24 protein-coding genes are annotated in these 24,050 nt (G+C 37.8%); 8 read left to right on the forward strand and 16 right to left on the reverse strand.

Annotation, left to right across the window (positions count from 1 at the left end; translation table 11 throughout):
* Positions 1-33: 33 nt before the first annotated feature.
* Positions 34-522, reverse strand: coding sequence for a 2-amino-4-hydroxy-6-hydroxymethyldihydropteridine diphosphokinase (gene folK / locus AC4MRQ_RS16230; protein WP_491198749.1), 489 nt, complete (start codon positions 520-522; stop codon positions 34-36).
* Positions 523-669: 147 nt separating this feature from the next.
* On the opposite strand from folK, the gene sppA reads away from it, so the two are divergent.
* The 3 genes from sppA to AC4MRQ_RS16245 all read left to right on the forward strand — a co-directional run bounded on the left by sppA (position 670) and on the right by AC4MRQ_RS16245 (position 4,402).
* Complete coding sequence (gene sppA / locus AC4MRQ_RS16235) at positions 670-2,430, forward strand: signal peptide peptidase SppA (RefSeq protein ID WP_491198750.1); 1,761 nt, start codon at positions 670-672, stop codon at positions 2,428-2,430.
* A 150-nt stretch (positions 2,431-2,580) separates the two neighbouring features.
* Complete coding sequence (lpxK, locus tag AC4MRQ_RS16240; protein ID WP_491198751.1) at positions 2,581-3,618, forward strand: tetraacyldisaccharide 4'-kinase; 1,038 nt, start codon at positions 2,581-2,583, stop codon at positions 3,616-3,618.
* A complete protein-coding gene (locus AC4MRQ_RS16245) occupies positions 3,590-4,402 on the forward strand; it encodes a purine-nucleoside phosphorylase (protein WP_491198752.1) in 813 nt (270 codons plus the stop codon). Before lpxK ends, AC4MRQ_RS16245 begins: the two co-directional genes overlap by 29 nt.
* Before the next feature lie 65 nt (positions 4,403-4,467).
* On the opposite strand, the gene AC4MRQ_RS16250 is transcribed toward AC4MRQ_RS16245, so the two are convergent.
* Positions 4,468-5,463: an NAD-dependent epimerase/dehydratase family protein gene (locus AC4MRQ_RS16250; protein WP_491198753.1), complete on the reverse strand. Its 996-nt coding sequence runs from the start codon at positions 5,461-5,463 to the stop codon at positions 4,468-4,470.
* A gap of 9 nt (positions 5,464-5,472) precedes the next feature.
* Positions 5,473-5,877: an OsmC family protein gene (locus AC4MRQ_RS16255; protein ID WP_491198754.1), complete on the reverse strand. Its 405-nt coding sequence runs from the start codon at positions 5,875-5,877 to the stop codon at positions 5,473-5,475.
* Between the two features lie 127 nt (positions 5,878-6,004).
* Between AC4MRQ_RS16255 and AC4MRQ_RS16260 the strand changes: the two genes are divergently transcribed.
* On the forward strand, positions 6,005-6,613 hold the full coding sequence (locus AC4MRQ_RS16260) for a riboflavin synthase (protein ID WP_491198755.1): 609 nt from the start codon (positions 6,005-6,007) through the stop codon (positions 6,611-6,613).
* A 159-nt stretch (positions 6,614-6,772) separates the two neighbouring features.
* Here the strand turns inward: AC4MRQ_RS16260 and AC4MRQ_RS16265 are convergent, their stop codons facing one another.
* Together AC4MRQ_RS16265 and AC4MRQ_RS16270 are read right to left on the reverse strand one after the other, a co-directional pair.
* Positions 6,773-7,591, reverse strand: coding sequence for a purine-nucleoside phosphorylase (locus AC4MRQ_RS16265; RefSeq protein WP_491198756.1), 819 nt, complete (start codon positions 7,589-7,591; stop codon positions 6,773-6,775).
* Between the two features lie 63 nt (positions 7,592-7,654).
* Positions 7,655-8,233 (reverse strand): hypothetical protein, encoded by a 579-nt coding sequence (locus AC4MRQ_RS16270; RefSeq protein WP_491198757.1) that lies wholly within the window; start codon positions 8,231-8,233, stop codon positions 7,655-7,657.
* 169 nt (positions 8,234-8,402) lie between these two features.
* Between AC4MRQ_RS16270 and AC4MRQ_RS16275 the strand changes: the two genes are divergently transcribed.
* Positions 8,403-9,779, forward strand: a complete 1,377-nt coding sequence (locus AC4MRQ_RS16275; protein WP_491198758.1) for a S41 family peptidase — start codon at positions 8,403-8,405, stop codon at positions 9,777-9,779.
* 31 nt (positions 9,780-9,810) lie between these two features.
* Here AC4MRQ_RS16275 and AC4MRQ_RS16280 read toward each other — a convergent pair whose 3' ends face one another.
* On the reverse strand, positions 9,811-10,566 hold the full coding sequence (locus tag AC4MRQ_RS16280) for an ABC transporter ATP-binding protein (protein ID WP_491198759.1): 756 nt from the start codon (positions 10,564-10,566) through the stop codon (positions 9,811-9,813).
* Positions 10,563-11,264: an MlaE family ABC transporter permease gene (locus AC4MRQ_RS16285; protein ID WP_491198760.1), complete on the reverse strand. Its 702-nt coding sequence runs from the start codon at positions 11,262-11,264 to the stop codon at positions 10,563-10,565. The genes AC4MRQ_RS16280 and AC4MRQ_RS16285 overlap by 4 nt, the downstream gene beginning before the upstream one ends.
* A gap of 139 nt (positions 11,265-11,403) precedes the next feature.
* On the opposite strand from AC4MRQ_RS16285, the gene AC4MRQ_RS16290 reads away from it, so the two are divergent.
* On the forward strand, positions 11,404-12,480 hold the full coding sequence (locus AC4MRQ_RS16290) for a mannose-1-phosphate guanylyltransferase (protein ID WP_491198761.1): 1,077 nt from the start codon (positions 11,404-11,406) through the stop codon (positions 12,478-12,480).
* 342 nt (positions 12,481-12,822) lie between these two features.
* On the opposite strand, the gene AC4MRQ_RS16295 is transcribed toward AC4MRQ_RS16290, so the two are convergent.
* From AC4MRQ_RS16295 to AC4MRQ_RS16305, 3 genes are read right to left on the reverse strand one after another with little or no spacing between them, the layout of a single operon-like run.
* Positions 12,823-15,225, reverse strand: coding sequence for a penicillin-binding protein 1A (locus tag AC4MRQ_RS16295; protein WP_491198762.1), 2,403 nt, complete (start codon positions 15,223-15,225; stop codon positions 12,823-12,825).
* Between the two features lie 52 nt (positions 15,226-15,277).
* Complete coding sequence (locus AC4MRQ_RS16300) at positions 15,278-15,919, reverse strand: HD domain-containing protein (protein WP_491198763.1); 642 nt, start codon at positions 15,917-15,919, stop codon at positions 15,278-15,280.
* Between the two features lie 33 nt (positions 15,920-15,952).
* Positions 15,953-16,378, reverse strand: coding sequence for a hypothetical protein (locus tag AC4MRQ_RS16305; protein ID WP_491198764.1), 426 nt, complete (start codon positions 16,376-16,378; stop codon positions 15,953-15,955).
* 550 nt (positions 16,379-16,928) lie between these two features.
* On the opposite strand from AC4MRQ_RS16305, the gene AC4MRQ_RS16310 reads away from it, so the two are divergent.
* Positions 16,929-17,537 carry a T9SS type A sorting domain-containing protein gene (locus AC4MRQ_RS16310; RefSeq protein WP_491198765.1) on the forward strand — a complete coding sequence of 203 codons (609 nt, stop codon included), beginning with the start codon at positions 16,929-16,931 and terminating at the stop codon, positions 17,535-17,537.
* On the forward strand, positions 17,521-17,667 hold the full coding sequence (locus tag AC4MRQ_RS16315) for a hypothetical protein (protein ID WP_491198766.1): 147 nt from the start codon (positions 17,521-17,523) through the stop codon (positions 17,665-17,667). The genes AC4MRQ_RS16310 and AC4MRQ_RS16315 overlap by 17 nt, the downstream gene beginning before the upstream one ends.
* Here AC4MRQ_RS16315 and AC4MRQ_RS16320 read toward each other — a convergent pair.
* From AC4MRQ_RS16320 to AC4MRQ_RS16345, 6 genes are all read right to left on the reverse strand, one after another.
* Complete coding sequence (locus tag AC4MRQ_RS16320; protein WP_491198767.1) at positions 17,647-18,936, reverse strand: nucleotide sugar dehydrogenase; 1,290 nt, start codon at positions 18,934-18,936, stop codon at positions 17,647-17,649. The genes AC4MRQ_RS16315 and AC4MRQ_RS16320 overlap by 21 nt on opposite strands.
* Before the next feature lie 122 nt (positions 18,937-19,058).
* The gene (locus tag AC4MRQ_RS16325; protein ID WP_491198768.1) at positions 19,059-19,637 is read right to left on the reverse strand and encodes an acyltransferase; all 579 of its coding nucleotides are present in this window, start codon (positions 19,635-19,637) and stop codon (positions 19,059-19,061) included.
* 4 nt (positions 19,638-19,641) lie between these two features.
* Positions 19,642-20,766 (reverse strand): DegT/DnrJ/EryC1/StrS family aminotransferase, encoded by a 1,125-nt coding sequence (locus tag AC4MRQ_RS16330; RefSeq protein ID WP_491198769.1) that lies wholly within the window; start codon positions 20,764-20,766, stop codon positions 19,642-19,644.
* 36 nt (positions 20,767-20,802) lie between these two features.
* Positions 20,803-22,452: a hypothetical protein gene (locus tag AC4MRQ_RS16335; protein ID WP_491198770.1), complete on the reverse strand. Its 1,650-nt coding sequence runs from the start codon at positions 22,450-22,452 to the stop codon at positions 20,803-20,805.
* 149 nt (positions 22,453-22,601) lie between these two features.
* The gene (locus AC4MRQ_RS16340) at positions 22,602-23,003 is read right to left on the reverse strand and encodes a TFIIB-type zinc ribbon-containing protein (protein WP_491198771.1); all 402 of its coding nucleotides are present in this window, start codon (positions 23,001-23,003) and stop codon (positions 22,602-22,604) included.
* 100 nt (positions 23,004-23,103) lie between these two features.
* A partial coding sequence (locus AC4MRQ_RS16345) for a molybdenum cofactor synthesis domain-containing protein (protein ID WP_491198772.1) occupies positions 23,104-24,050 on the reverse strand: 947 nt, incomplete at its 5' end.

Genomic DNA, 24,050 nt, shown 5'->3' on the forward strand with positions numbered 1-24,050 from the left:
TGAGTATAGAGATATTAGAATCAAGTATGGTTATTAAGGAGTGTTGTTATGGGCACCTTGGTCCGGACATTCGATCGATAATTGTTTGATAGATTTATTCAATACCGGATGATTAAATTCCGACCACTGATCCATAAGTGGTGATAGAGTGAAACGACGTTCGTGAAGTTTAGGATGAGGAACAATTAATCTAGGCAAGTTAATTTGCTTGCTGTCGATAAATAAAATATCAATATCTATTGGCCGGGATTCATACTGAGTTCCGGTTTTTTCTTTTCTGCCTAATTCTTTTTCTGTTTTTTGCGTGAAGTTAAGTAAATCAATAGGTTCAATATTAGAGCGAAATTCAACTACCTGGTTGATAAAGTTCTGTGATGCCTCAAAACCCCATGGCTCACTTTCGTAATAGACTGATTGCAAAACAGGCCGACCAAGTTGTTTACTGAGAAGAATGACAGATTGTTTTAGGTTCTGTATAATATCTCCTTGATTTCCACCTAACAATAAAATTTGACGGGACATATTAAAATTTAATGATTTATAAATGAAAACCGACCAAATGGTTTGCTATATTTGTCACTTTATTTAGAGATAAAATTGTAAGTATTTTTTAATACTTTTGTTTGAATGCTGTTGAACGTTTCAACAACTAAACTCAATTCTATCATTATGGTAAAATTTTTCAAATATTTATTAGCAACTTTTGCTGGCGGTATTGTAGCTGCTTTTATGTTATTGATAATTCTTTTTAGCATGTTGTCGGCAATGGCTGCTTTTGGTGATAAAGAAACAAAGATAAGCGAAAATACTATTTTGTTATTGGATCTGAATGGACCAATTGTTGATCGAATAGTTGATGATCCTTTTGCTGATGCAATTTCTTCGATTACCGGAGAACCTTCACCTGAAGGCTTAAACCGATTACTGAAGAATATAGAAAAGGCTAAGCGAGATGAAAACATATCTGGTATTGTATTGGAATCAGGAATGATACAGACCGGTTATGCAACTATTGAAGAAATCAGGAATGCATTAGTTGATTTTAAGTCATCAGGTAAGTTTATCTATAGCTTTGCTCCAATTTATACTCAGAAAGCATATTACCTAGCTTCGGTAGCTGATAAAGTATATCTGAATCCATCAGGTATGTTGGAGTTAAAAGGAATGTACGCCGAACGTACCTTCTTTAAAAAAGCATTGGAGAAAATTGGAGTTGAGGTACAGGTTTTTAAGCACGGCAAGTTTAAATCAGCTGTTGAACCGTTTCTTTTGGAAGAAATGAGTGACCCGGCACGTATGCAAACAGAAGTATACCTTAATTCAATGTGGGATCATGTAAAGGATGGTATTGCAGAAGCTCGCGGATTAACACCTGTTAAGGTATCGGAATTGGCTGATGAAATGCCGATGTTCAGAAGTGATGAAATGCTAATGGAGTCAGGCTTGATTGATGGTTTGAAATATAAAGATGAGGTGATTAGTGAGTTGAAAGGGCTGATTGGTGTTGAAGGTGATGATGACTTGGAAGCTGTTAAAAGCAGCAAGTATGCCAAAGTTTATGTATCTAATGGGAAAGGCTTTATTAAAAATAAGATTGCGGTAATATACGCTGAAGGTGATATAGACGGGACATCATCAGATGGTATAAAGTCTGATAAATTATCGAAAACTATTCGTAAAGCTCGTCGTGATAGTTCAATTAAAGCCATTGTTTTTCGCGTGAATTCACCAGGAGGTTCAGCACTTGGTTCAGAGATCATATGGCGTGAAGTACAGTTGGCGCAAGAAACGAAACCAGTGATTGTTTCAATGGGTAACTATGCTGCATCAGGTGGATATTATATTTCGTGTGCTGCTGATAAGATTATCGCTAACCCAACTACCTTGACAGGTTCCATTGGTATTTTTGGAATGATACCAAACGCCGAGAAACTGACTAAAAAGATTGGCGTCAGCTTTGATGGGGTTAAAACTAATGAGTTTGCCGATATGCCTAGTATTACGCGTCCTTTCCGCAAGGAAGAGAAAGAATTACTACAAGCATATATTGTGAAAGGATACGATACATTTATTGGCCGATGTGCTGATGGCCGAGAGACTACCAAAGAGGCGATTGATAAGATTGGACAGGGGCGTGTTTGGAGCGGCGTTAATGCTTTGGATATTGATTTAGTTGACGAGATTGGTGGATTAAATAGAGCTATAGAACTGGCTAAGAAAGCTGTAGATTTGGAAGAGAGCCGTATCGTTGAACTACCTAAAGCTGAAGATCCGATTGAGCAATTTATGAAAGAATTAACGAGCGAAGCGCGTATGTTTGTCGGCAAGTCTTTAATGGGAGAAGAATACAAGTATATCCAGACATTGGAGAATTTGAAAAATGGTTACCAAATTCAAGCAAGAATACCGTATAATTTGGAAATAAAATAATCAGATATAAAAATGAAATTGGCAGGTTGCCTGATAAGGCAGCCTGTTTTTGTGTCAGATTGAAATGTTATAATGAAACGAACAAGTAGATTCTAATTTTAAGAATTCTTGTGTGTTCCATTTGGCAACACAGAATGAAAACATTAATACATGAAATTTAGGAAGCTTTTATATCCTTTTAGTTGGCTTTATGGCGGAGTTACCACTGTTCGAAATAAGCTATTCGATATAGGAGTTTTGACTGAACAAAGCTACACGACGCCGATTATATCAGTTGGGAATATAACAGTGGGAGGAACTGGTAAAACGCCATTAACTGAGTATATAATCAGACTTTTAAAGGACGATTATAAATTGACGTTATTAAGTCGTGGCTATAAGCGGCATACAAAGGGAGCTTTATTGGCAAACGAAGGGAGCTCAGCCGCTACCATTGGTGACGAACCTTTTCAAGTCTGGAAAAAGTTCCCAATGGTGAATGTTTGTGTGGCAGAAAAGCGTGTAGAGGGTATGGAACTGATCAGGAAAAATACGCAAACAAGTGTAGTGCTGATGGACGATGCCTATCAACATCGTTATGTGAAACCAGGGCTCTCATTGTTGGTGATTGATTACAATCGCCCTTTATGGAAGGATTGTCCATTCCCTGCAGGTGAATTGAGGGAAACCAGAGCAGGACAAAAGCGTGCCGATGTGATTGTAGTTAATAAATGCCCCCATACCTTGTCTGAAGAAGAACGAAGTCTTTGGTTGAAGAAAATAAATCCAGGTATAAACCAGGAAGTGTACTTTACCAGTATTGATTATGGTAAGGTTCAACCTGTGGAACAAAGTAACCGTTCATTGGAACTTAACACACACATTGTTGGATTAGCTGGAATAGCAAGGCCAGAAGGATTTTTTAGTCACCTAAAACAGCATTTTAAGCTTGAGGATACATTGACTTATCCTGATCATCATCATTTCATAAAAAGAGATGTAGATGCCATAAGGACAATGATAAGTCAGAATGATAATAGTGTGATTATAACCACTGAGAAAGATGCTGTGCGTTTCGATCATTTGCCCGAAGATATAAGAGCTAAAAGCTGGTATATACCCATTGAGCTTAAGGTGCTTTTTAATGAAGAAAAACAATTTGAAAATAGAATACACAACTATGTTACAAACCATTCAGACAACTGCTGACTTCTTAAAGTCGCAGAGTGATCTTAAGCCCGTAATTGGAATAATATTAGGAACCGGCCTTGGTGGTCTGGTTGAAGAAATAAAAATCGACAAATCAATCTCATACGAAGAGATTCCAAACTTTCCCGTATCTACTGTGGAAGGACACAGTGGACGTCTAATTTTTGGAACCATCAACGAAGTCCCTATCCTGGCTATGCAAGGACGTTTTCATTACTATGAAGGATATGATATGAAACAAGTGACCTTCCCCGTTAGAGTGATGAAGCAGATGGGTATTAATACGCTCTTTGTGTCTAATGCCAGTGGAGGTTTAAATCCTGAATATGTAGTGGGTGATATCATGGTAATAAATGACCACATTAACATGTTTGGTGATAATCCTTTAATCGGTAGAAATGAAAACAAATTAGGTCCTCGATTCCCAGATATGAGTGAACCTTACAGCAAAAAACTAACTGCACTAGCTTTAGAGATAGGAAACGAGAATAATATCGATCTGAAAGAAGGTGTTTATGTAGGAACAACCGGTCCGACCTTTGAAACACCAGCTGAATATAAGATGTTCCGTGTTTTGGGTGCTGATGCTGTTGGTATGTCAACAGTGCCTGAAGTAATTGTGGCTCGTCATATGGATATGCAGTGCTTTGGTATTTCAATTATTACTGATTCGGGTGTACCAGGACAAATTGTTGAGGTATCGCACGAAGAAGTACAGGAAGTAGCAGCAGCAGCCGAACCTAAAATGACTAAAGTGATTAAAGAATTGGTAAGCCGGGTATAGGCGGGTTGTCTTTATTTACTCATCGGATGACTATTAGCTGATTGTTATAGTCATCCGATGAGTAATTATGAACCTAGCTCAAAACTCGCAACATTCTCCAAAGCCTCTTTTACAGAGTAAACTCTCATAGGTACCACATCATTCAACTTTGCTGATGAATATCTGGATTGATTCTGTGAGGTACGAGCTGTCTCCTTCGTCATCTTGGGTTCTTTACCCCAAAGCATATACTTCAGTCGTTCGAGACGCCAGGCGATACCAGTTAGGAGGCGATTGGCTTTTATGTTAGGTGCTTTGACGCTGAACACATCTGCAGCAGTTTGCATCAACTCTTTATATCTCAGATTCTCTCCATTAACTATAAACCGTTCGTTTAAAGCATCTGATTGAGCTAATTCTACCATGGCATCTATCACATTACGTACATCCACAAAGCCAGTACCGCCATCGGTATAAAATGTCATATTTTTGCTGAGCGCTGATATTAACTGTCCAGAACTTTTATCAGGATGGCATGGTCCAATAATTACCGAAGGGTTTACCACAACTGCTTTTAAGCCTTCTTTAGTGCCACGCCATACCTCCATTTCGGCTCTGAATTTGCTTTGTGAATATACTGAGTGGTTATCATCAATCTGCCAGAAAGAAGTTTCATCGATCAATTCTCCGTTTTGTGACTTACCAAGTGTCGCAATGGAGCTAACATGGCAGAAGCGTGCTATTTGGCACTCAATGGCTGCGTTAACCAGGTTGGCGGTTCCTTCCACATTGATATGAAACATGGCGCCACGATCACTGGGCTTAAAAGAAACCATAGCCGCACAATGATACACAGTGTTGACATCTTTCATGGCATCACGCAGCAAGAAATAATCCATCAAATCACCTTCGATCCATTCAATGGAGTCAAAACCTTGGGTGTTGTAATGAGCAAATATGTCTTTGACTATTGTTTTGCTGTTTTCAGCACGGTACAGGGCGCGAACTTTCTTACCATCATTAATTAGCCTGTTAAGTAAATGCGAACCCACCAATCCTGTTCCACCGGTCACTAAAATCATAGAGTCGATTTACCAGTTAAACTGAATGGTTTGTTTCAGGTCGGGATGAATGCTTAATGGAACCGGGCTTGTGCCAGCTACATTTTCAATCAGTGCCTTTTGTTCTTCGCTATAATTCTTTTTGGGGAAGTTAAATTCGATTATTACTTCTGCTACCCGTCTAGGATTCTCAGCCATGATCTTGGTGATATCCAATTCGGTGCCTTCAATATCGATGTTATTATCCATGGCTTTAATGCCCATGATGGTTAGGATACAATTACCTAAAGCCGTCGCTAGCATATCGGTTGGTGAAAAGGATTCACCTTTACCTCTGTTATCGCAAGGAGCATCGGTTATAATTTTAGCTCCCGATTGAAGATGAATGTTTTCCGTTCGCAGTCCACCCAGGTATTTTGTCTTAACTGTTGTCATGGTATCCGAAATTAGTTGTTGATAATGGTCATCACTGATTTACCAATCGAGCTCCGAAAAATACGAATAATATCTGTATTTTAGCGGTTCAGATAATCAGATAGTTTCTAACAAAAAGAGCTTTAAAATGTTTTCAGGTATTGTAGAAGAAGCCGCAACAGTTGTGGGCTTAGAGCAAGATAAAGGAAATCTTCATTTAATGTTGGAGTGCTCATTTACCGATGAGTTAAAAATTGATCAGAGCATTGCTCACAATGGCGTGTGCTTAACGGTAGTGAAAAAAGAAGGCAAAACGTATACGGTAACGGCCATTAAAGAAACCCTTGAAAAGTCAAATTTGGGTTTATTAAAGATTGGTGATAAAGTGAATCTGGAACGTAGCATGATTATGAACGGTCGTTTGGATGGCCATATTGTTCAGGGGCATGTTGATCAGACAGCCAAGTGTATTGATGTAAAAGAGGCGGATGGAAGTTGGTATTTTACTTTCCAATATGTGATTGACAAAGAGAAAGCTGCCGAAGGTTATATGACAGTTGAGAAAGGTTCAGTAACAGTTAACGGTGTTAGCTTGACAGTGGTTAACAGTAAAGATGATCAGTTCTCGGTAGCAATTATTCCGTATACATACGATTTCACTAACTTCCACCAAATTGAAGTGGGTTCAACCATCAATATCGAATTTGATATTCTGGGTAAATACATTAGCCGAATTATGGCGATTCAGAATAAGTAATCGTTGTAAGTTATGAAAATTTAAAGGATCGCATCTTTAAAGGAATATTCCTAAAAGATGTGATCCTTTTTGTATTCTATCCATGTTGAGGATTGCTTTAGATAGCAATCCAACTCCTTGTAATTAATAGCGCATTAATTATGATTTATTGAGGTTTTCCTACAACTCAGCAATAAGCTTTTTGAATATTTTCACAAGGCCTTTTTCGGCAGTAGCAGCAACGTCTAATATTTCTTGAAGACTAACCGGGTGAAGATTATTAGGGTCACATTCATCAGTAAGTACCGACACGGCGGCGCACGGCAAGCCCATATGATTTGCTACAATTACTTCAGGTACTGTTGACATACCAACTGCATCACCACCTATAACCTTAATGTAACGATATTCGGCACGTGTTTCGAGGTTTGGGCCAGGTACCGAGGCGTAGACACCTTTGTGCAGTGTTACACCTTCATCAATGGCTGCATGTTCGAGTCGGCTGTTCAGTTTTTTATCATACGGTTGACTCATATCTGGGAAGCGTGGCCCCATCTGATCTATATTTTTACCTGTCAATGGATTCTCAGGTAACAGATTAATATGATCGTCCAACAGCATTAGCGAGCCTTTTTTGTAGTTGAGATTAACTGCTCCAGCGGCATTGGAAATAAGTAGGTGCTCTATACCCAACAGTTTCATGACCCTTACCGGCAAGGTAATCTGCTGCATGTTATAGCCTTCGTAATAATGAAACCGGCCTTGCATGGCCAATACTTTTTTCCCTTCAAGTTCGCCATAGATCAATTTACCCTTGTGTGATTCAACTGTTGAAACAGGGAAGTTAGGGATAGAGGCATAGTCGATTTCTTTTAATATAGAGATGTGTCTGACTAAACCGCCTAATCCGGTTCCAAGGATAATACCAAGTTGAGGATTTTCAATGCCCTCTGATTTTAGATAGTCGGAAGTTGCTTGTATCTGTTCGTATGTAATCATTGTTCGATGTTTTGTTCTCAAAAGTAAAAGGCTGCAACGATAATGACAAAAAAGGGTAGAGCTTTATTGCTTTATTATATCATTTATAAAATTTGTAAATAGCTTTTGTCGGATTTCATTGGGTAGATTGGACAGCTTTTTCAAATGTTCTTCGATAGCCTTTTGCCAGGCTACTTCTCCATTACGATCATTCATAAAATGGTCAAAGGCCTTATAACCGATTTCTCTGATATCACCGCCTAACCATCTATAGAGTTCATGGTAACCGGCAGGTCGAATATGTGTGGCACTTATTTCGTCGTACCAGCGATCCAGCTCATCCATTTCCACAGGGGTATTAACCTTTCCATTCTGACGGATGATATCCGTAATCCCATGCCAATTGGGTTGATCAATAACCAAGTTTTCAATGGAACTAATATCCTCATCTGTGCTGATTGATAGCAGGTATAAAGCCAATGGCCAGTGATGTACACCATAATCGGTCCATACTACAGAACCTTTTGTTGTGGCTTGTTGACCGTTTTTGAAAGGGTAAGTCTTATTAGCTGTAAGCCGTTTGATTAATGGAATAGAAGCATTAGGTAATACACGTTTCTCTTTCAATAAGATATGTGGTGCACAGGTGTAGATGAGTTTCATCCAGCCGAGGTGTATTTTAGCTTGTTGTTGATCAGGTATTTTAGTCAGCCACCTAGGCCAAATGAGATAGTATTTAGTGTTTTGAACCACAAGATTTCTTTATTGGTTGATATAATATAAAGTCTATTTATTAGTTTTATTGGTGTAATTCTAATTAAAACCATTAAGAATGAAAAGACCAGACATAAGAATACTGCTAATTTTAGTAACATTCCTCATTGGGTTCAGTTCATGCGATGAAGATGATTCAATTTCACCGGAAGTATTAAAAATTAACAAATTTGTTGACGAAAATATGAAGTTTGCGTATTTCTGGAATGATAAAATGCCTAATATCAACTACAGAAAAGAACCAGATACGCAAAAATATTTTGATAAGCTATTGTATGATGAGGTTGATCAGTGGTCTTTTATTACCGATGATATAGATGCTTTGAATGATTACTTTTCCGGCATTAGTAAATCCATGGGACATTCCATACGGTTATTCAAGTTAAAGCAAGAATCGGAGGATGTAATTGGATTTATAGAATATGTTGAACCTGGATCACCGGCTGATTTAGCTGGAGGAGTTTATCGTGGTCGTATGTTTCACAAGATTGATGGAAAACAGCTTACAACTTCTAATTACTCAGAGTTGTTGAATAAAGATTCCTACACCATTACTTTTGGTATTCTTAATCAGGATTTATCAATTACTGACGAAACACCATCGGTTAATCTAGCTGCTGTTGAATGGCAGAGTAATCCAATCTTGATGAGCAAAGTAATTAGGCATGGAGGCTATAATGTAGGCTATCTGGTATACACCTCTTTTGTAGCTGATTATGATGATCAATTGGAGAGCGTATTTACCAACTTTAAGAATCAGGGAGTTGACAAATTAGTGCTTGATTTACGATATAACAGTGGAGGCTCTGTAAGTTCGGCTATTCTACTTAGTAGTTTGATTGCACCAGCCGATAGAGCGGGTGATGTTCTGCTTCGCACGAGTTACAATCAAAACCTGACCAATTATTTTAATCAAGAGTATCCCGATGAGACTGATTTTTATGTCGATCGTTTAGAAGAAAATGTCAATAATCTGAATTTAAGTGAAGTGGTTGTTTTGTCAACATTTAAAACGGCTTCTGCCAGTGAAATGGTTATTTATGGTCTCGATCCGCATATGGAAGTTTATCATATAGGAGAGCAAACACATGGGAAATATTATGGTTCAATCACCTTAAGCGATCCTGATAAGGAACATTCATGGGCTATACAACCTATTGTTATGCGAGCAGAAAATAAAAATAACTCAATCAACTATAATATTGGTTTGATACCCGATAAAGAACGAGTAGATTTTCTGGATGCAGGTGAAGTATTTCCTTTGGGTGATGTAAATGAGGATTTTCTGGCATTAGCGTTAACGCATTTAACAGGAGTAGCCCCTGCTAAAGCGCAGTTAAAAGCGATCAAACCATTAATAGCAGATCCAATCAATAAGGAGGCATCATTGGATCACCCGCTTAAATACGATATGCAATATGACTTAAGGAAATAGGATAGAACGTTGGCAGCCCATATTTGGGTTGCTACATGTTATTATCACGCACTTTTTTAAAGAGCTTGGAGGCAAAAATAAAATCTTCAAGCTCTTTGTTTTCTACATGAAAGATATCGTCTTTAGTTCCCTCCCAAAGTTTATGTCCCTGGTAGATAAAGATGATATTCTCACCAATACCCATTACTGAGTTCATATCATGAGTATTAACAATTGTGGTCATACCAAATTCTTTTGTGATTTCATGAATCAGTTCATCAATTACAATGGCTGTTCGTGGGTCCAGGCCAGAATTGGGTTCGTCACAAAACAGGTATTTGGGATTTAGTGCAATAGCACGTGCAATGGCTACACGTTTCTGCATTCCGCCACTAATCTCTGATGGATATTTATCATTGGCATTTTCCAGCTTAACCCTGTTAATACAAAAATTAGCGCGCTCACGTCGTTCCTCTTCGCTCCAATCGGTAAACATATCAAGAGGGAAGCGCACATTTTCTTCAACCGTTAACGAATCGAACAGAGCAGAACCCTGAAATAACATACCTATATCTTGTCGCAGTCGTTTCTTACTGGCACTGTCCAGGGATAAGAAGCTTTTGTTGTCATAACGAATATCACCCGAAGTGATATCGTGCAAGCCAACCAATGATTTTAGCAGTACTGTTTTACCCGAACCACTCTGACCAATGATAAGATTCGTTTTACCTTTCTCAAAAGTGGTTGATATACCCTTTAGAATTTCTTTGTCACCAAACGATTTATGTACATCAATAGCTTCAATCATGCCAACAGTAGTTGAGTAAGAATCAGGTTAAATAATAAAATTTGTACGCTACTTGAAACAACGGCCTTGGTACTGGCTTTACCAACTTCAAGAGCTCCGCCTTGTACATTGTATCCCCAGTAAGCTGATATGGTTGCTATTATAAATGCAAAAACAACAGCCTTGACGAGTGCATAAATAATATAAAATGGTTGAAAAGCATATTGAATACCGTATATATATTCAGGGCCGGGCACTTCTCCGGTAATTGAACCAGCCAGGTAACCGCCCGATATACCAACACCCATACTAATTATTACCAATGCCGGAATAATGAATACAAATGCAACCACCTTTGGCAATACAAGATAACTTGCAGGGTTGATCCCCATTATTTCAAGGGCATCTATTTGTTCGGTAACACGCATGGTGCCAATTTCAGAGGCAATATTAGACCCAACCTTACCGGCCAGAATCAGTCCTACAATAGTTGACGAGAACTCAAGCAGAATAGAGTCGCGTGCTGCCAGTCCGACTGTATATTTTGGAATAATAGGCAGGTCGATATTATATGCTGTTTGTAAAGTAATTACCGCCCCCATAAATACAGAGATAATCATGACTATACCTAAGGAATCGATGCCCAGCTTATCAACCTCACGTACAATTTGTTTGGCAAAGATTGAATGCTTTTCAGGCTTTCCAAATACTTTTTTCAAAAATAGGGCGTAACATCCAAGGTGATAAAATATTCTCATTGCGATATGGAAAATAGTCCTTAATTTAGTGAGATAAAAGTAATAATAATCCGATAACGGTAGAAAGATACGACATTAGTATTTGTAAATAAACAAATCTATGAGCAGCAAAATATACTGTGTTATTATGGCTGGTGGGGTAGGTAGCAGATTTTGGCCACTCAGCACAACTCAAACTCCAAAACAATTTCTGGATATTCTTGGCACCGGAAAATCATTAATCCGTCAAACTTTCGAGCGATTTAGTCCCATATGCCCGAAGGAGAATATATATGTTGTCACTAGTAAAAATTATAAAGATCTGGTTCTTAATGAGCTTCCTGAATTAAACCAGGAACAGGTGCTGGCAGAGCCTCTCAGACGGAATACAGCTCCATGTATTGCATATGCAAATGCCCTTATAAAAAGAAAAGACCCGGATGCTCATATTGTTGTGACACCAGCCGACCATCTAATTATTAACGAAGAACAGTTTCGTAGAAACATTATCAGCGGACTCGATTTTGTAGATGATAAAGATATCTTGCTAACCTTAGGAATTAAACCAAGCCGTCCCGAGACTGGTTACGGATATATACAGATTGAAGAAGAAAATGGCCTGCCTGATGATTTTAATAAAGTCAAAACATTTACTGAGAAGCCAAATCTTGAAATGGCAAAGATTCTTTTCGAAAGTGGTGAGTTTTTCTGGAATTCAGGAATCTTTATCTGGTCTCTCAAGAGTATTGAAAAAGCCTTTGCAAAGCACCTGAGAGAAGTGTCCGTTTTGTTTGAAGAATTTTATCCGTCAGTTGGAAAGGAAACAGAAGAAAAGGCTCTTTATGATACCTATGTTGATTGCCGCAATATATCAATTGATTACGGGGTAATGGAGAAAGCCAATAATGTATATGTACAGATAGTAGATTTTGGCTGGTCTGATTTGGGAACATGGACTTCTTTGCATGATAACTCTGATAAATGCAATGATAACAACGCCGTGTTAAGCGGAAAAGTACTTCTTTACGATACAGCAGATAGTGTAGTTCATCTGCCAAAAGGAAAGTTTGGGGTTATACAAGGTCTTAAGAACTACATTGTTGTTCAGTCAGATAAAGCATTACTGGTTTGCCCTAAAGACAATGAGCAACAAATACGGCAGTTTACGGCAGATATTAAAACCGAGTTTGATTCGTAGGATATCCGTTACATTTTATTGTTATATGAATATAGAGCATCATTGTAAGTGACCCAATTGTCATAGCAATAAAAAGTACTTTCTTTCCGGGAAAGCTTTAACCATATAACAATTGCTTCCTTTCTTCAGACGACATGCAATAATGATATAACAATTACTTCCCTTTTTTTCGGGGAAGTTTTTATTATATAACAATCGCTTCTTTCTTTCAGACAGCAAGCAATAATGGTATAACAATTAGCTTCTTTTTTCCGGGGAAGCATTCATCATATAACAATCACTTTCTTTCTTCAAGTGACAGTCATTATTTGTATCACGAAAGCCTTACTCCCCGTAAAGAATCTATTTCTTTTTAAACAGATCCTTCATTTTTTGAAGCACTGAGCGATGATCAGTTTTCTTGCGTTCTTCCCGTTTGGCTTTGCGTTCTTGCTGGCGCTTCAGCTTAAGTGAATCAGGGCGGTCAAAGCCTTCAAGTAAACTATCGAAAAAGTTTTTATCAGGATCTGTTTCTGAGTAATCATCACAAACAAGCTGGCGTTGCAAACGCGAAGGAACCACATAAAAAGAACCCTTATGGTATTGATATCTGCTACGATCTTTTTCCAACCGTTGCATAAATCGTGCAAAAATAGGTAGAGCCATATGACCACCACTCCCTAATGCTGTTGAACGAAAACGAATGCTTGGTTGATCGTTGCCAACCCATGCACCGGCCACAATATTTGGTGTATATCCAATGAACCACCCATCCGAGTTATCTTGTGTAGTACCTGTTTTGCCGGCCAGTTCGCTTTTTAGCCCAAACACCTTACGGAGTGAATTTCCGGTTCCGCGTTCTACCACACCTCGCATTAATTCGACAATAAAGTAAGCCACGTTATCGTCATAAACTTCATCTTCAGGAATATTCCCTTCATTTTCGAATAATACCTTTCCTTCTTTATCCTCTATGCGCAGCAGCATAACCGGTTTAACAGGTCGACCATAGTTTGGGAAAGTGGTGTAAGCCGAAACCATATCCAATAATGATAGTTCAGCTGTCCCCAGAGCTATTGAGGGGTAATTAGGAATATCTTCTTCGATACCCATATCTTCGGCCAGATCAACAACTTCATCAACACCAATTTGTGTAATAAGCTTGGCGCTAACAGTATTAACCGAATTGGCCAAGCCGCCTTTTACAGAGTAATATCCTTCATGATTACCATTGCTATTGCCTGGATTCCAATCATCGTAATCTTCATATACCACTTGTTCGTTGGAGATAAAATCACATGGAGAGACACCGTCCTCCAAAGCAGCAGCATAAACAATGGGTTTAAAGGTTGAGCCAACAGGTCGACGAGAGGTCACGTGATCGTATTGGTAGGTTTTATGGTCGATACCGCCAACCCAGGTTAACACATGTCCGTTGCGCGGATTCATCGCCACAAATCCTGTATTTAATAGCATCAGGTAGTGTTTAACTGAATCAACCGGACTCATCTCAACCTTTTTTTCGCCATTGTGCGTAAATATGGTCATGGGTACTTTTTTCTCCATGGCTTTAAAAATGGCTTCTTCAGTTTGCCCTGCTTCCTTCATCTTAAGGTACCGTCGCGATTTTCGTAATGCATTGGTATATACTTGCGGATGTTTGGCCCAAGCTGAACGCCCCTTCCAATGACGGTTAAACTCATCCTGAAGTCGTTTCATTTGCTGATCAACTGCTTTTTCAGCATAATCTTGTAGTTGAGCATCAATGGTTGTATAAATTCTTAGTCCATCGGAATAAATGTCATATTCATCACCATATTTTTCTTCAAGAATATTTTGTACCTGTATCCGAATTTTTTCTCTGAAATAAGGAGCTATTCCCGTATTGTGATCGATGCGATGGTAATTAAGCTTTATTTTGTTTTGTTTCCACTTTAGATATTCGTTTTCAGATAGAGTACCATGTTCATGCATGCGTTTTAAAACGATGTTACGGCGTTTCATGCTCTTTTCAGGATTTAACCTGGGACTATAAGCTGTATTAGCAGCCAGCATACCGACGAGGGTTGCAGATTCAGCGGGATTTAACTGACGTGATTTTTTACCGAAGAAGCGTTGTGAGGCAATCTCAATACCATAAATGTCTTCTCCAAAAGGTACTGTATTAAGATAAAGTGTTAGTATTTCTTCCTTGGAATAAACGTTTTCCAAACGGGCAGCTGTGAATATCTCTTTAGTTTTACCAACCGGCAAGGTCAGAAAACCCAATCGCATACGTGGGTATAGGTTTTTAGCTAATTGCTGACTGATTGTACTTCCGCCACCTTGTGCCTTGTCACCAAAAATAATGGTGCGCACAATCACACGGCCAAGGCTGACAATATCCAGCCCGTTATGTTCAAAAAAGCGACTGTCTTCGGTAGCAACAAGGGCATCTTTTACAAAAGGAGAGATTTGATCGTTATCTATGGTTAGACGATGTTCTACATAATACCGCCCCATTAGTTTATCATCGATCGAATACACCTCCGATGCCGAATGATTCTGAATTTTTGATAATTCTGCTTCAGTAGGTAGTGCGCCAAAAAGTCCAAGATAAACAAGCAGGCAGAAAATAAATATACCAGTAATGCCAAATGCACCAGCCTTCAAACCAAAAATGATGAGTCGTTTCTTAAAGCTCTTATTATTGGTTGTTTTCTTTTTCGAAGTGCCTTTGTTCCTGTTATTAGATGTTTTTGAACTTGTTTTCTTTTTAGCAACCATGCGAATTTCGGGTTTTTAAGAAAGGGTGAAATTAACTCATTTTAGAGAAACATTAGTCACCCCACTCTTTAAAAAATTGCTTAAGGTATTGCTCCATGAAACGATGACGCTCCTGTGCCATCTTTTTAGCAGTCTTAGTATTCATCAGGTCTTTTAACTGTAATAACTTCTCATAAAAGTGATTTATTGTATGACTGCTGTTGTTTCGATAACTTTCAGAGTCTGTAAATTGTTGAGGAGCAATATTGGGGTTATAAAAATCACGGCCTTTGTGCCCGCCATAGCTAAATGCCCTGGCGATACCAATTGCTCCAATTGCATCTAACCTGTCGGCATCTTGTACAACATTTAGCTCTACAGATGAAAAACCAGAATCGATCCATTGTTTTGAAAATGACATATGCTGGATGATCCGAATAACGTGATCAATAGTTGTTGATGGAATATTTACCTCTTGTAATTTTTTTTCAATAAGCATTAATGCTTCAACTTCGTCAAAGAATTTATCATCAGCAATATCATGAAGTAGAACAGCCAGCAGGATAATATGCCATTCACCACCTTCTTTTTCATGAATTAATCTGGCGTTATTGCGAACGCGTACAATGTGCCACCAATCATGGCCGGCATCGCATTCAGAAAGTTTGTGTTGTGCCCACTCTTCTATTTCAAGTATTAGTTTATCATTTATCATTTGTTTCAAAATTAGATGGAAATTGAATTGTTTTTATGGAATCGTTAGTTCCTGAATTCTTGACTTGATCAATGTTTTACGATTATTGGCTGTCATTGAAAAGGTTGAAGCCTCTTGTTCAATGAAATTCAAAAGGAGGAGTGCCTTTTTATAGTTTGTTATTGCTTCCGGGGAGTTATTGAGTTTTTCCTGAAGTTTTCCTTCTGCGAAGAATAATTCAGAGAGTACTTTCAGGTGATTGTTGGTATAATTGTGTTTGCTGATTAATTCGTCTGTTAAACAATCGATATAAAAAAAAAAAAAAAAAGAGGCATCTTGTTTTAATAAATCCAGATAGGCACGATTTAATTGTTTTCTTGCCTGTTGCAGATCACCTTTTTTTATCAGACCAAGAAAGATAGCAATCATTTCAGCCATCATTTCCATCATGCGCATTATATAGTCTCTATGATATGCCATAGTTATAAGTATTGGTAAGACTAAAGTAAATAAAAGGCAAGCAAAGTAAAAATTCTGAAATGATAGAATGTGTTTGTACAACCCCAGTCTGGATTATACCTCTTGAAAAACGAAGTTGCTTATTAAATCGAAAGTAATGCGGTTGGAATTTGATCCAATTGTTATTTGATGTTAGGAATTTGTTTGTTTTTAACACTTGCTTAATGAATGAAGCTGTTTTTTAGATTTTTTAGTTCGTTTTTACAATCTCCCGGAAAATGTAAAAATGAGCGAATGGTCCGAGTGGTTGTCCAAAAAACTTTATTGCAACCGCATTTTCAGAAAAAAAATAAAGTACCCCCCCCCTATTTTTATCTGAAAAATCACTCAAAAGATGGAAAAATAAATATAGACCCCTTTAAAATAGCAGTTGTTTTATGTGTTTATACTTTTTTAACAAACAAACCCCTTTAAATTTACATTTGAATTAAAAAAACATTCTACTTTTGCATCGTACCCCATTACAAGGAGGGGGGCAACTAAAATTATTAACTATTTAAATTGTTTTACTATGAAAAGAGTAAATGTATTAAGGAGGGTTTTGCCAGTTGCCGTATTGGCGTTATTATCCACAGGAGCCTTCGGAAAAGGAAAGATTTTTATCAGCTCGTATTTAAAGACGGATTATGCTGTAATTACTGCTCAGTACAATGAAGAGGAATCTTATCGTATTAAGATATTTGATAACGAAGGATCGATTCTTTATAGCAGCTCTAAAATTCGTGGTGCATCTTCATTTCAGAAGTTATTTGATTTGACTTCATTGAAAGACGGTGATTATACCATTAAGCTAGCCGGTAAAAAGGAAACGTCGACCGAGAAGTTCACAATCAGAAATCATGAGTTGGTATTGACTGATGGAAGTATGAGTGACACAGAACTATTGAAAGCATTTTTCAGAGTTGATGACGACAGGCTATATGTAAGTCATATGAACTTTGATAATTCCAGCTTAAGTATTCGCATTGATGATAAATTTGGAACTGAAGTTTATAACTCAGAGTTGCCTTCAGAATCGACCTATTCAGGGATGTTTGATTTGACGAACCTACCTTCAGGTGATTATCAGGTTTCTTTGGTTTCAGGAAATAAAAAATACAACTATGAATTCAGCAAGTAATGATGAGAGTGAGCAGGTAGACCAGATAACGTGGTTTACAGAACGAATAAACGGTGTATCAGATAATTTCAGATACACCGTTTTTTATTATTCAATAACAAGAATAAGCTTACAAACTCCAATAGGTTAAATCCTTAATTTTTCCTCTGAAGATTCCTTTAACATCAACAAATATGCCTTCATCAACCATAATTGATTTGAAATACTCTTCATCCAATTGAGCATATTCATCATGATTAACTGCAACAATCACTGCATTATATTTGTCACTTACTTTCTCAATTAAACCATATCCATATTCGTGCATTACTTCTTCAGATGAAGCATGTGGATCAATCACATCAACATCAATACTGAATGATTTTAATTCATTAACCACGTCAGCAACCTTCGAGTTACGTATGTCGCTCACATTTTCTTTAAAGGTTGCACCCATAATCAGTACTTTAGCACCGTTGATCTTATTTCCACTGGAAATCATCTTCTTAACAGTGGTTTTGGCTACGTACCCACCCATAGAATCGTTAATAAAACGACCGCCTGTAATAATCTTTGAATGGTAACCAAGTTCGTTTGCTTTGTAAGTCAGATAATATGGATCAACACCAATACAATGACCACCAACCAAACCAGGGAAGAATCTAAGGAAATTCCATTTAGTACCGGCAGCTTCAAGTACTTCAAAGGTATTAATATCCATCCGGTTAAAAATCAACGACAGTTCGTTCATTAATGCGATATTGACATCGCGTTGTGTATTTTCAATTATTTTGGCTGCTTCAGCTACTTTAATTGAACTGGCTTTATGAATTCCTGCAATTATTATGCTGGCGTACACATCTTCAATGACTTGAGCTGATTCTTCATCGCTTCCTGATACTATCTTTAATATCTTGGTTAATGTATGCTCCTTGTCGCCCGGATTAATTCGTTCGGGGCTAAAACCTACTTTAAAATCGATGTTTAGTTTCAAGCCTGACTCCTGTTCCAGAATTGGAATACAATCATCTTCTGTACAACCAGGATATACAGTTGATTCGAAGACAACATAATCACCTTTTTTCAGAGCTTTACCAACTGCTTTGGTAGCACTTAACAAAGGTGTTAAATTGGGCAGGTTATTATTGTTGATTGGCGTAGGAACAGCAACCACATGAAAACTAGCGTCCTTTAAGTCATCAGCGTTACTGGTGTATTGGATGTCACAACCTTTAAATGCTTCACCCTCTAGCTCATTACTTGGATCTATTCCCTGACGCATTAATTCGATACGACCTTCTTTAATGTCAAAACCGATAACTGAAATCTTGCGTGCAAACTCCAATGCAATGGGGAGTCCAACATATCCAAGCCCGATTACGGATAACTTTTTCTCTTTGGCAATTAATTCTTTTAGCATAGTTGTTGGCTTTATAATTCTATGGATGGTTTATGTATATACTATTTGATTATTTCGGCATTACACCTTCCAATGTAAACTAAATTATTAGTAGAGAATGGTTTCTTTGATATCGAAATCATTTACTTAACCTTCTCAACCTCATTGTTCACTAATTTGTACTGTTCTTTACTTTCAGGGCAAGTTGCAATTCCATCAGTATTAAATTCCAGGCGATGTCCAAACTCACTCATCCAACCAATTTGTTTTGATGGATTACCCACGACCAAGGCATAGGCCGGAACATTTTTGGTTACAACAGCTCCGGCACCGATAAATGCATATTCACCGATGTCGTGACCACAAACTATTGTAGCATTGGCTCCAATAGTAGCACCTTTCTTAACGACTGTTTTAAGGTATTCATCTCTACGAATAACCGCACTCCTTGGGTTAACGATATTAGTGAAAACCATTGATGGGCCTAAAAAAACATCGTCTTCACAAATGACGCCAGTATAGATTGAAACATTATTCTGAACCTTTACATTTTTACCGAGCTTGACATCAGGAGAAACGACAACATTTTGTCCTAGATTGCTGTTTTCTCCAATTTCACAACCCGGCATTATGTGTGAGAAATGCCATATTTTAACATTTTTATGAATGATGCAATTCTCGTCTATAACAGCTGTTTCGTGTGCAAAATATTCCTTTTCCATAGTTTTATTCGAAAAAAGCCAAAATGGCGTCGGTTATATATAAGAGTTGTTTATTGCTTAACTCGGTATGCATAGGTAAAGATAAAACCTCTTCACATAAGAGACTAGAATTAGGTAACTCAATCGCTCCATTCATAAATGGCTTAAAAGCTTCTTGCTGATGTAATGGGACAGGATAATAAACCATAGAAGGAATTCCTTTTTCTTTAAGGTAATTTTGAAGTGCATCGCGTTTCCCGTTTTTTATACGTAAAGTGTATTGGTGAAAGGTATGAAATGATTCTTGTGTACGTACAGGAATAATTATGTCAGGATGATCCTTTAATGCACCATCATAAAAATCAGCAGCTTTACGCCGGCGAATATTAAAATCATCTAATTCTCTCAGTTTGACACTCAATATGGATGCCTGCAGAGTATCTAAACGTGAATTAACACCAATTATCTTGTGGTAGTATTTTTTTTGAGAGCCGTGATTAATGATCATTCGCATTTGCTCAGCCAATTGATCATCATTTGTAAAACAAGCACCTCCATCACCAAAACATCCCAGGTTTTTAGATGGAAAGAAAGATGTACATCCGATATCACCAATGGTACCTAGTTTAGTTGTTTTATTCTTGTATTGGTAATCACTGCCGATTGCCTGAGCTGAATCTTCAACAACTTTTAGCTGATGCTTATCGGCTATTTCCATTAATTGATTCATGTCGGCACCCTGACCAAACAGATGAACAGGAATAATGGCCTTGGTTCGAGATGTAATGGCAGCTTCAACTTGCTCAGGAATAAGCGTAAAGGTGTTAATGTCAACATCTACCAAAACAGGTTTTAGTTTGAGCAAAGCAATTACTTCAACAGTGGCAATAAATGTAAATGTTGAGGTTATTACTTCATCGCCCTCTTTTAATCCAAGTGCCATCAACGCAACCTGCAATGCATCCGTACCATTTGCACACGGAATGACATGTTTTACATTTAAATATTTCTCAAGTTCTGTTTGAAAAGTTTTAACTGCCGGTCCGTTTATAAAAGCTGTTTGTTCCACAACTTCATTCATCGCGCTATCCAATTCAGGCTTAAGTCGCTTGTACTGAGCCTGAAGATCTACCATTCTTATCTGTTCCATTATACCATTTTCTATCGCGTTAAATTAAGGAAAATATCAGAATCCGAAGTTCATACCAAAGGATAAGATGTTATCTCCCTCGAGAAAATACGGATTTGTATAAAGCTCCATGTCAGGTCCGCTGAATGAGTTCTTTGTTGCTTCAATAAAAATAAAGCCATCATTTATAATTTGGTAAGAAGCCTTGAAATTGATGCTCTGACTTTTATAGCGTTCTTCATTAAGGAAAGGAAGTCCACGCCTTATCTCTTCCTGATCCTGGTTGATTTCAGGGTGCAGATCTTCTTCGTTATTGTCAAATATCTTTTGGTAATCTTTACCTTTTCGTATGAAGGTATAACTGGCTTGCAGATCAAGCCCGCGAATAGGTTTATATCGTGCCATCAGGTATATCTCTTCGGCATTATCACGCATGTAACTACCAAGCACATATCGATTGCTTTTAAAGGTGATAGTTGGAATAAAATGTTCGTAGGTCAGAGGACGAATACGCGTATATTCCGCAGTTAGTGAAACATCAGGAAGTAGATCAGTCACTCGCGCACCCACTTTAATTCCAATATCATTTGACCATTCATCTTCGTTAAACATTTTTGTTAGTGCAATTTCATCAATGAAGATGGAAGTGTATAAATGCAGGTTCTTAATCTGACGACTACTTATATCGATAAACATCTGTGCATTGTGTCCAACCCAGTTATCCCACGAATTGTAAGTATGATCGGCCGATTTATAGAATAAAAACGGAACTGCAAAAGCCGGATTAAAACCCACATCACCATATACGATTGAATTACCAATCGAGATATACATCTTTTTCCATGGCTTAACAGTAATCATACTGGTTGAGATAAATTTATTGGCATATACTTCCCTGTCACCATTATATACAGTATAAGTACGAGATGAATCGACCACTTCACTAACCAGCCATCCATGCATGTAATTAAATTCAAGCCACTCAACAGGGCTCATTTTAAAAGATACATAGCCGAAAGAAGGTGCCCTGCCTGATAAGATGATGGACTCACTATAGCCATTACCCCAAATTACATTGTCTTTGTGTAAACCAAGTGATCCCCATTTCCAGGCGTATGTGATTCCACCACGGGTTTCAGAGAAGTCTTTATCCAGGTTATCACCTTTATAAACTGATCCGGGTCGTTTGGTGATGTACTCATCATGGCTGTCTTTTCCCAGGTATCTTGATTCATGATTATCGCGCAAACTTCCATAAATACCTACATGCTTTCCAATTGATCCATAAAACTCGGCACCACCCCAACGATGATATTCTGTTTTATCGCCATTGTTGTAGAATTGTCCACCGAGAATAGGGTTAAGAGTAACTTTAAATAGAGAATCACTGTGATAAAAAATATCAAATCGTTTGTCAAAATCTTTACCAATTGTAAGCTCCTTGTTAAAGTCTTTGAGGTAGAATTCGACTTCTTGCTGTTGACGTTTTGATAATGAAGGATCTCCATTAGCTTGCTGCAGTGCTTTGGCAATAGTTAAGCGAGAGTATGGTTTAATGGCCGTATTGATTTCTACAATACCCTTATTGGCCAACTCATCAATAAAATCATACACAGCTTTATTACTGATATGATAAGGTACTTCCTGTGCTCTAATATAAGTAGTTAGAATTGCAAAGGAAGCAATTAAAATCAGGGTTCGAAACATATGCTACGGTTTGATATGGTCGAAAGTAAACAAAAGAGCTTATCTAATCAAATGAGACAGAATGCTTTAATCCCATAAAAAAGACCAGTCGTCATGTGAATAGGTGAATTAAACCATACCAAACGAACTTTGACCAAAAAAAGGAAGTATTATTTACTTGACGAACCTGAAATTAAATGCTTGAAGATTTTACCAATTGTTAAAATCCAGTTTTCTTTCTGGATAGCTTCCAACTCCCCTTTATCCAGCCATATTCCTTTACAATAAGGACAATAATCAATTACAACCTTTTTGTCACGAGGGTGGATTGCTTTTTCAAGACGAGGAGTGTTGTTGCAGGATGGACAGCGCATCTTTTGATACTGCTCCTTTTTGTTGGGTATCTTTCTGATTTCAACCAATGTAGGTTCAATAATGGTATCGATTTGTGATAACTCATTTTTGTCAAACCAGGTTCCGCCACATTGCTGGCATTCATCAACCTCAATTGATGTGTTAATATCTTTAATCTTATTAATAGTTAGTGTACCTAGGCAACGTGGGCAGTTCATATCGGATGATGGTTAGAATTTAAATAATGGCATAAAATTAAGAATTCGAACCAAATTATTTTAAGTTGTAAATGGTAATTTTCTTCTTATACTAGCTACCCTAATGAGCATCAATCCCATGAATCATTCTTAAAGAGTGCTCAATTGTTGGAGTTATTTCTTGTAAATACTCCTTAACAGCTTTAACACTTCCAGGTAATACATATACTAATGTTTGGCCCATTACACCTGCAATGCTTCTGCTTAATAAAGCACCGGACTTCTCAAGGCCATATTTAACGCGGATAGCTTCCATAATGCCAGGTATTTGTTTATCAAGTAATGTGGCTACTGTATCAGGAGTGTTGTCACGAGGGCCAATTCCTGTGCCTCCAGTAGTTATAATAATGTCAATACCAGATGCTTTTGATTCAAGAACAGCTTGTTTAATTTGTTCCACATCATCAGGTAAAATGGTTCTTTGGATATCGTACCGGCGATTGTTGTCATCAAAGAATTGCTTCATTAGATTTTCAGCATATGGGCCACTTCTATCTTCGTAAATACCTTCAAAAGCCCTGTCACTTAAAGTGATGATATGTACTTTAATCTGTCGGGGAATGTAAGAGAACTGATCACCGGGTTTTAGCTCGCCACCTTTAATAACCCTGCAAAAGATGCCTTCTTTGGGCATCACGCAGTCACCTGTCAGTTCTTTTATTTCGCACCCGTTATGGCATTTTTTCCCTATCTGGGTTACTTCTAACTCCATATCACCACACACAAAACGGTCAAAAATTTTGGTATGATGAAGTGCCATTCCTTCCGTAGTGATGTTTTCGGCAAAATCGCCATAATTGAGCTTTGTGCCAGATGCATCTTCCGTTTTTTGATAGCTCTCGGTTCCAAGCAGGCTAACCTGTCGGTGCCATGGGCCGGAATGTGCATCACCATCAACACCCGTTTTGTTAAGAGTTATAGAGTTTAAAGGAGTTTTTTTGGTACCCTTCTTTTCTGATATATTGACTGATTTTACTTCTATTTGCATCACCTTAAGTTTAATTTGTT

It is taken from the genome of Carboxylicivirga sp. (genome assembly GCF_982718395.1).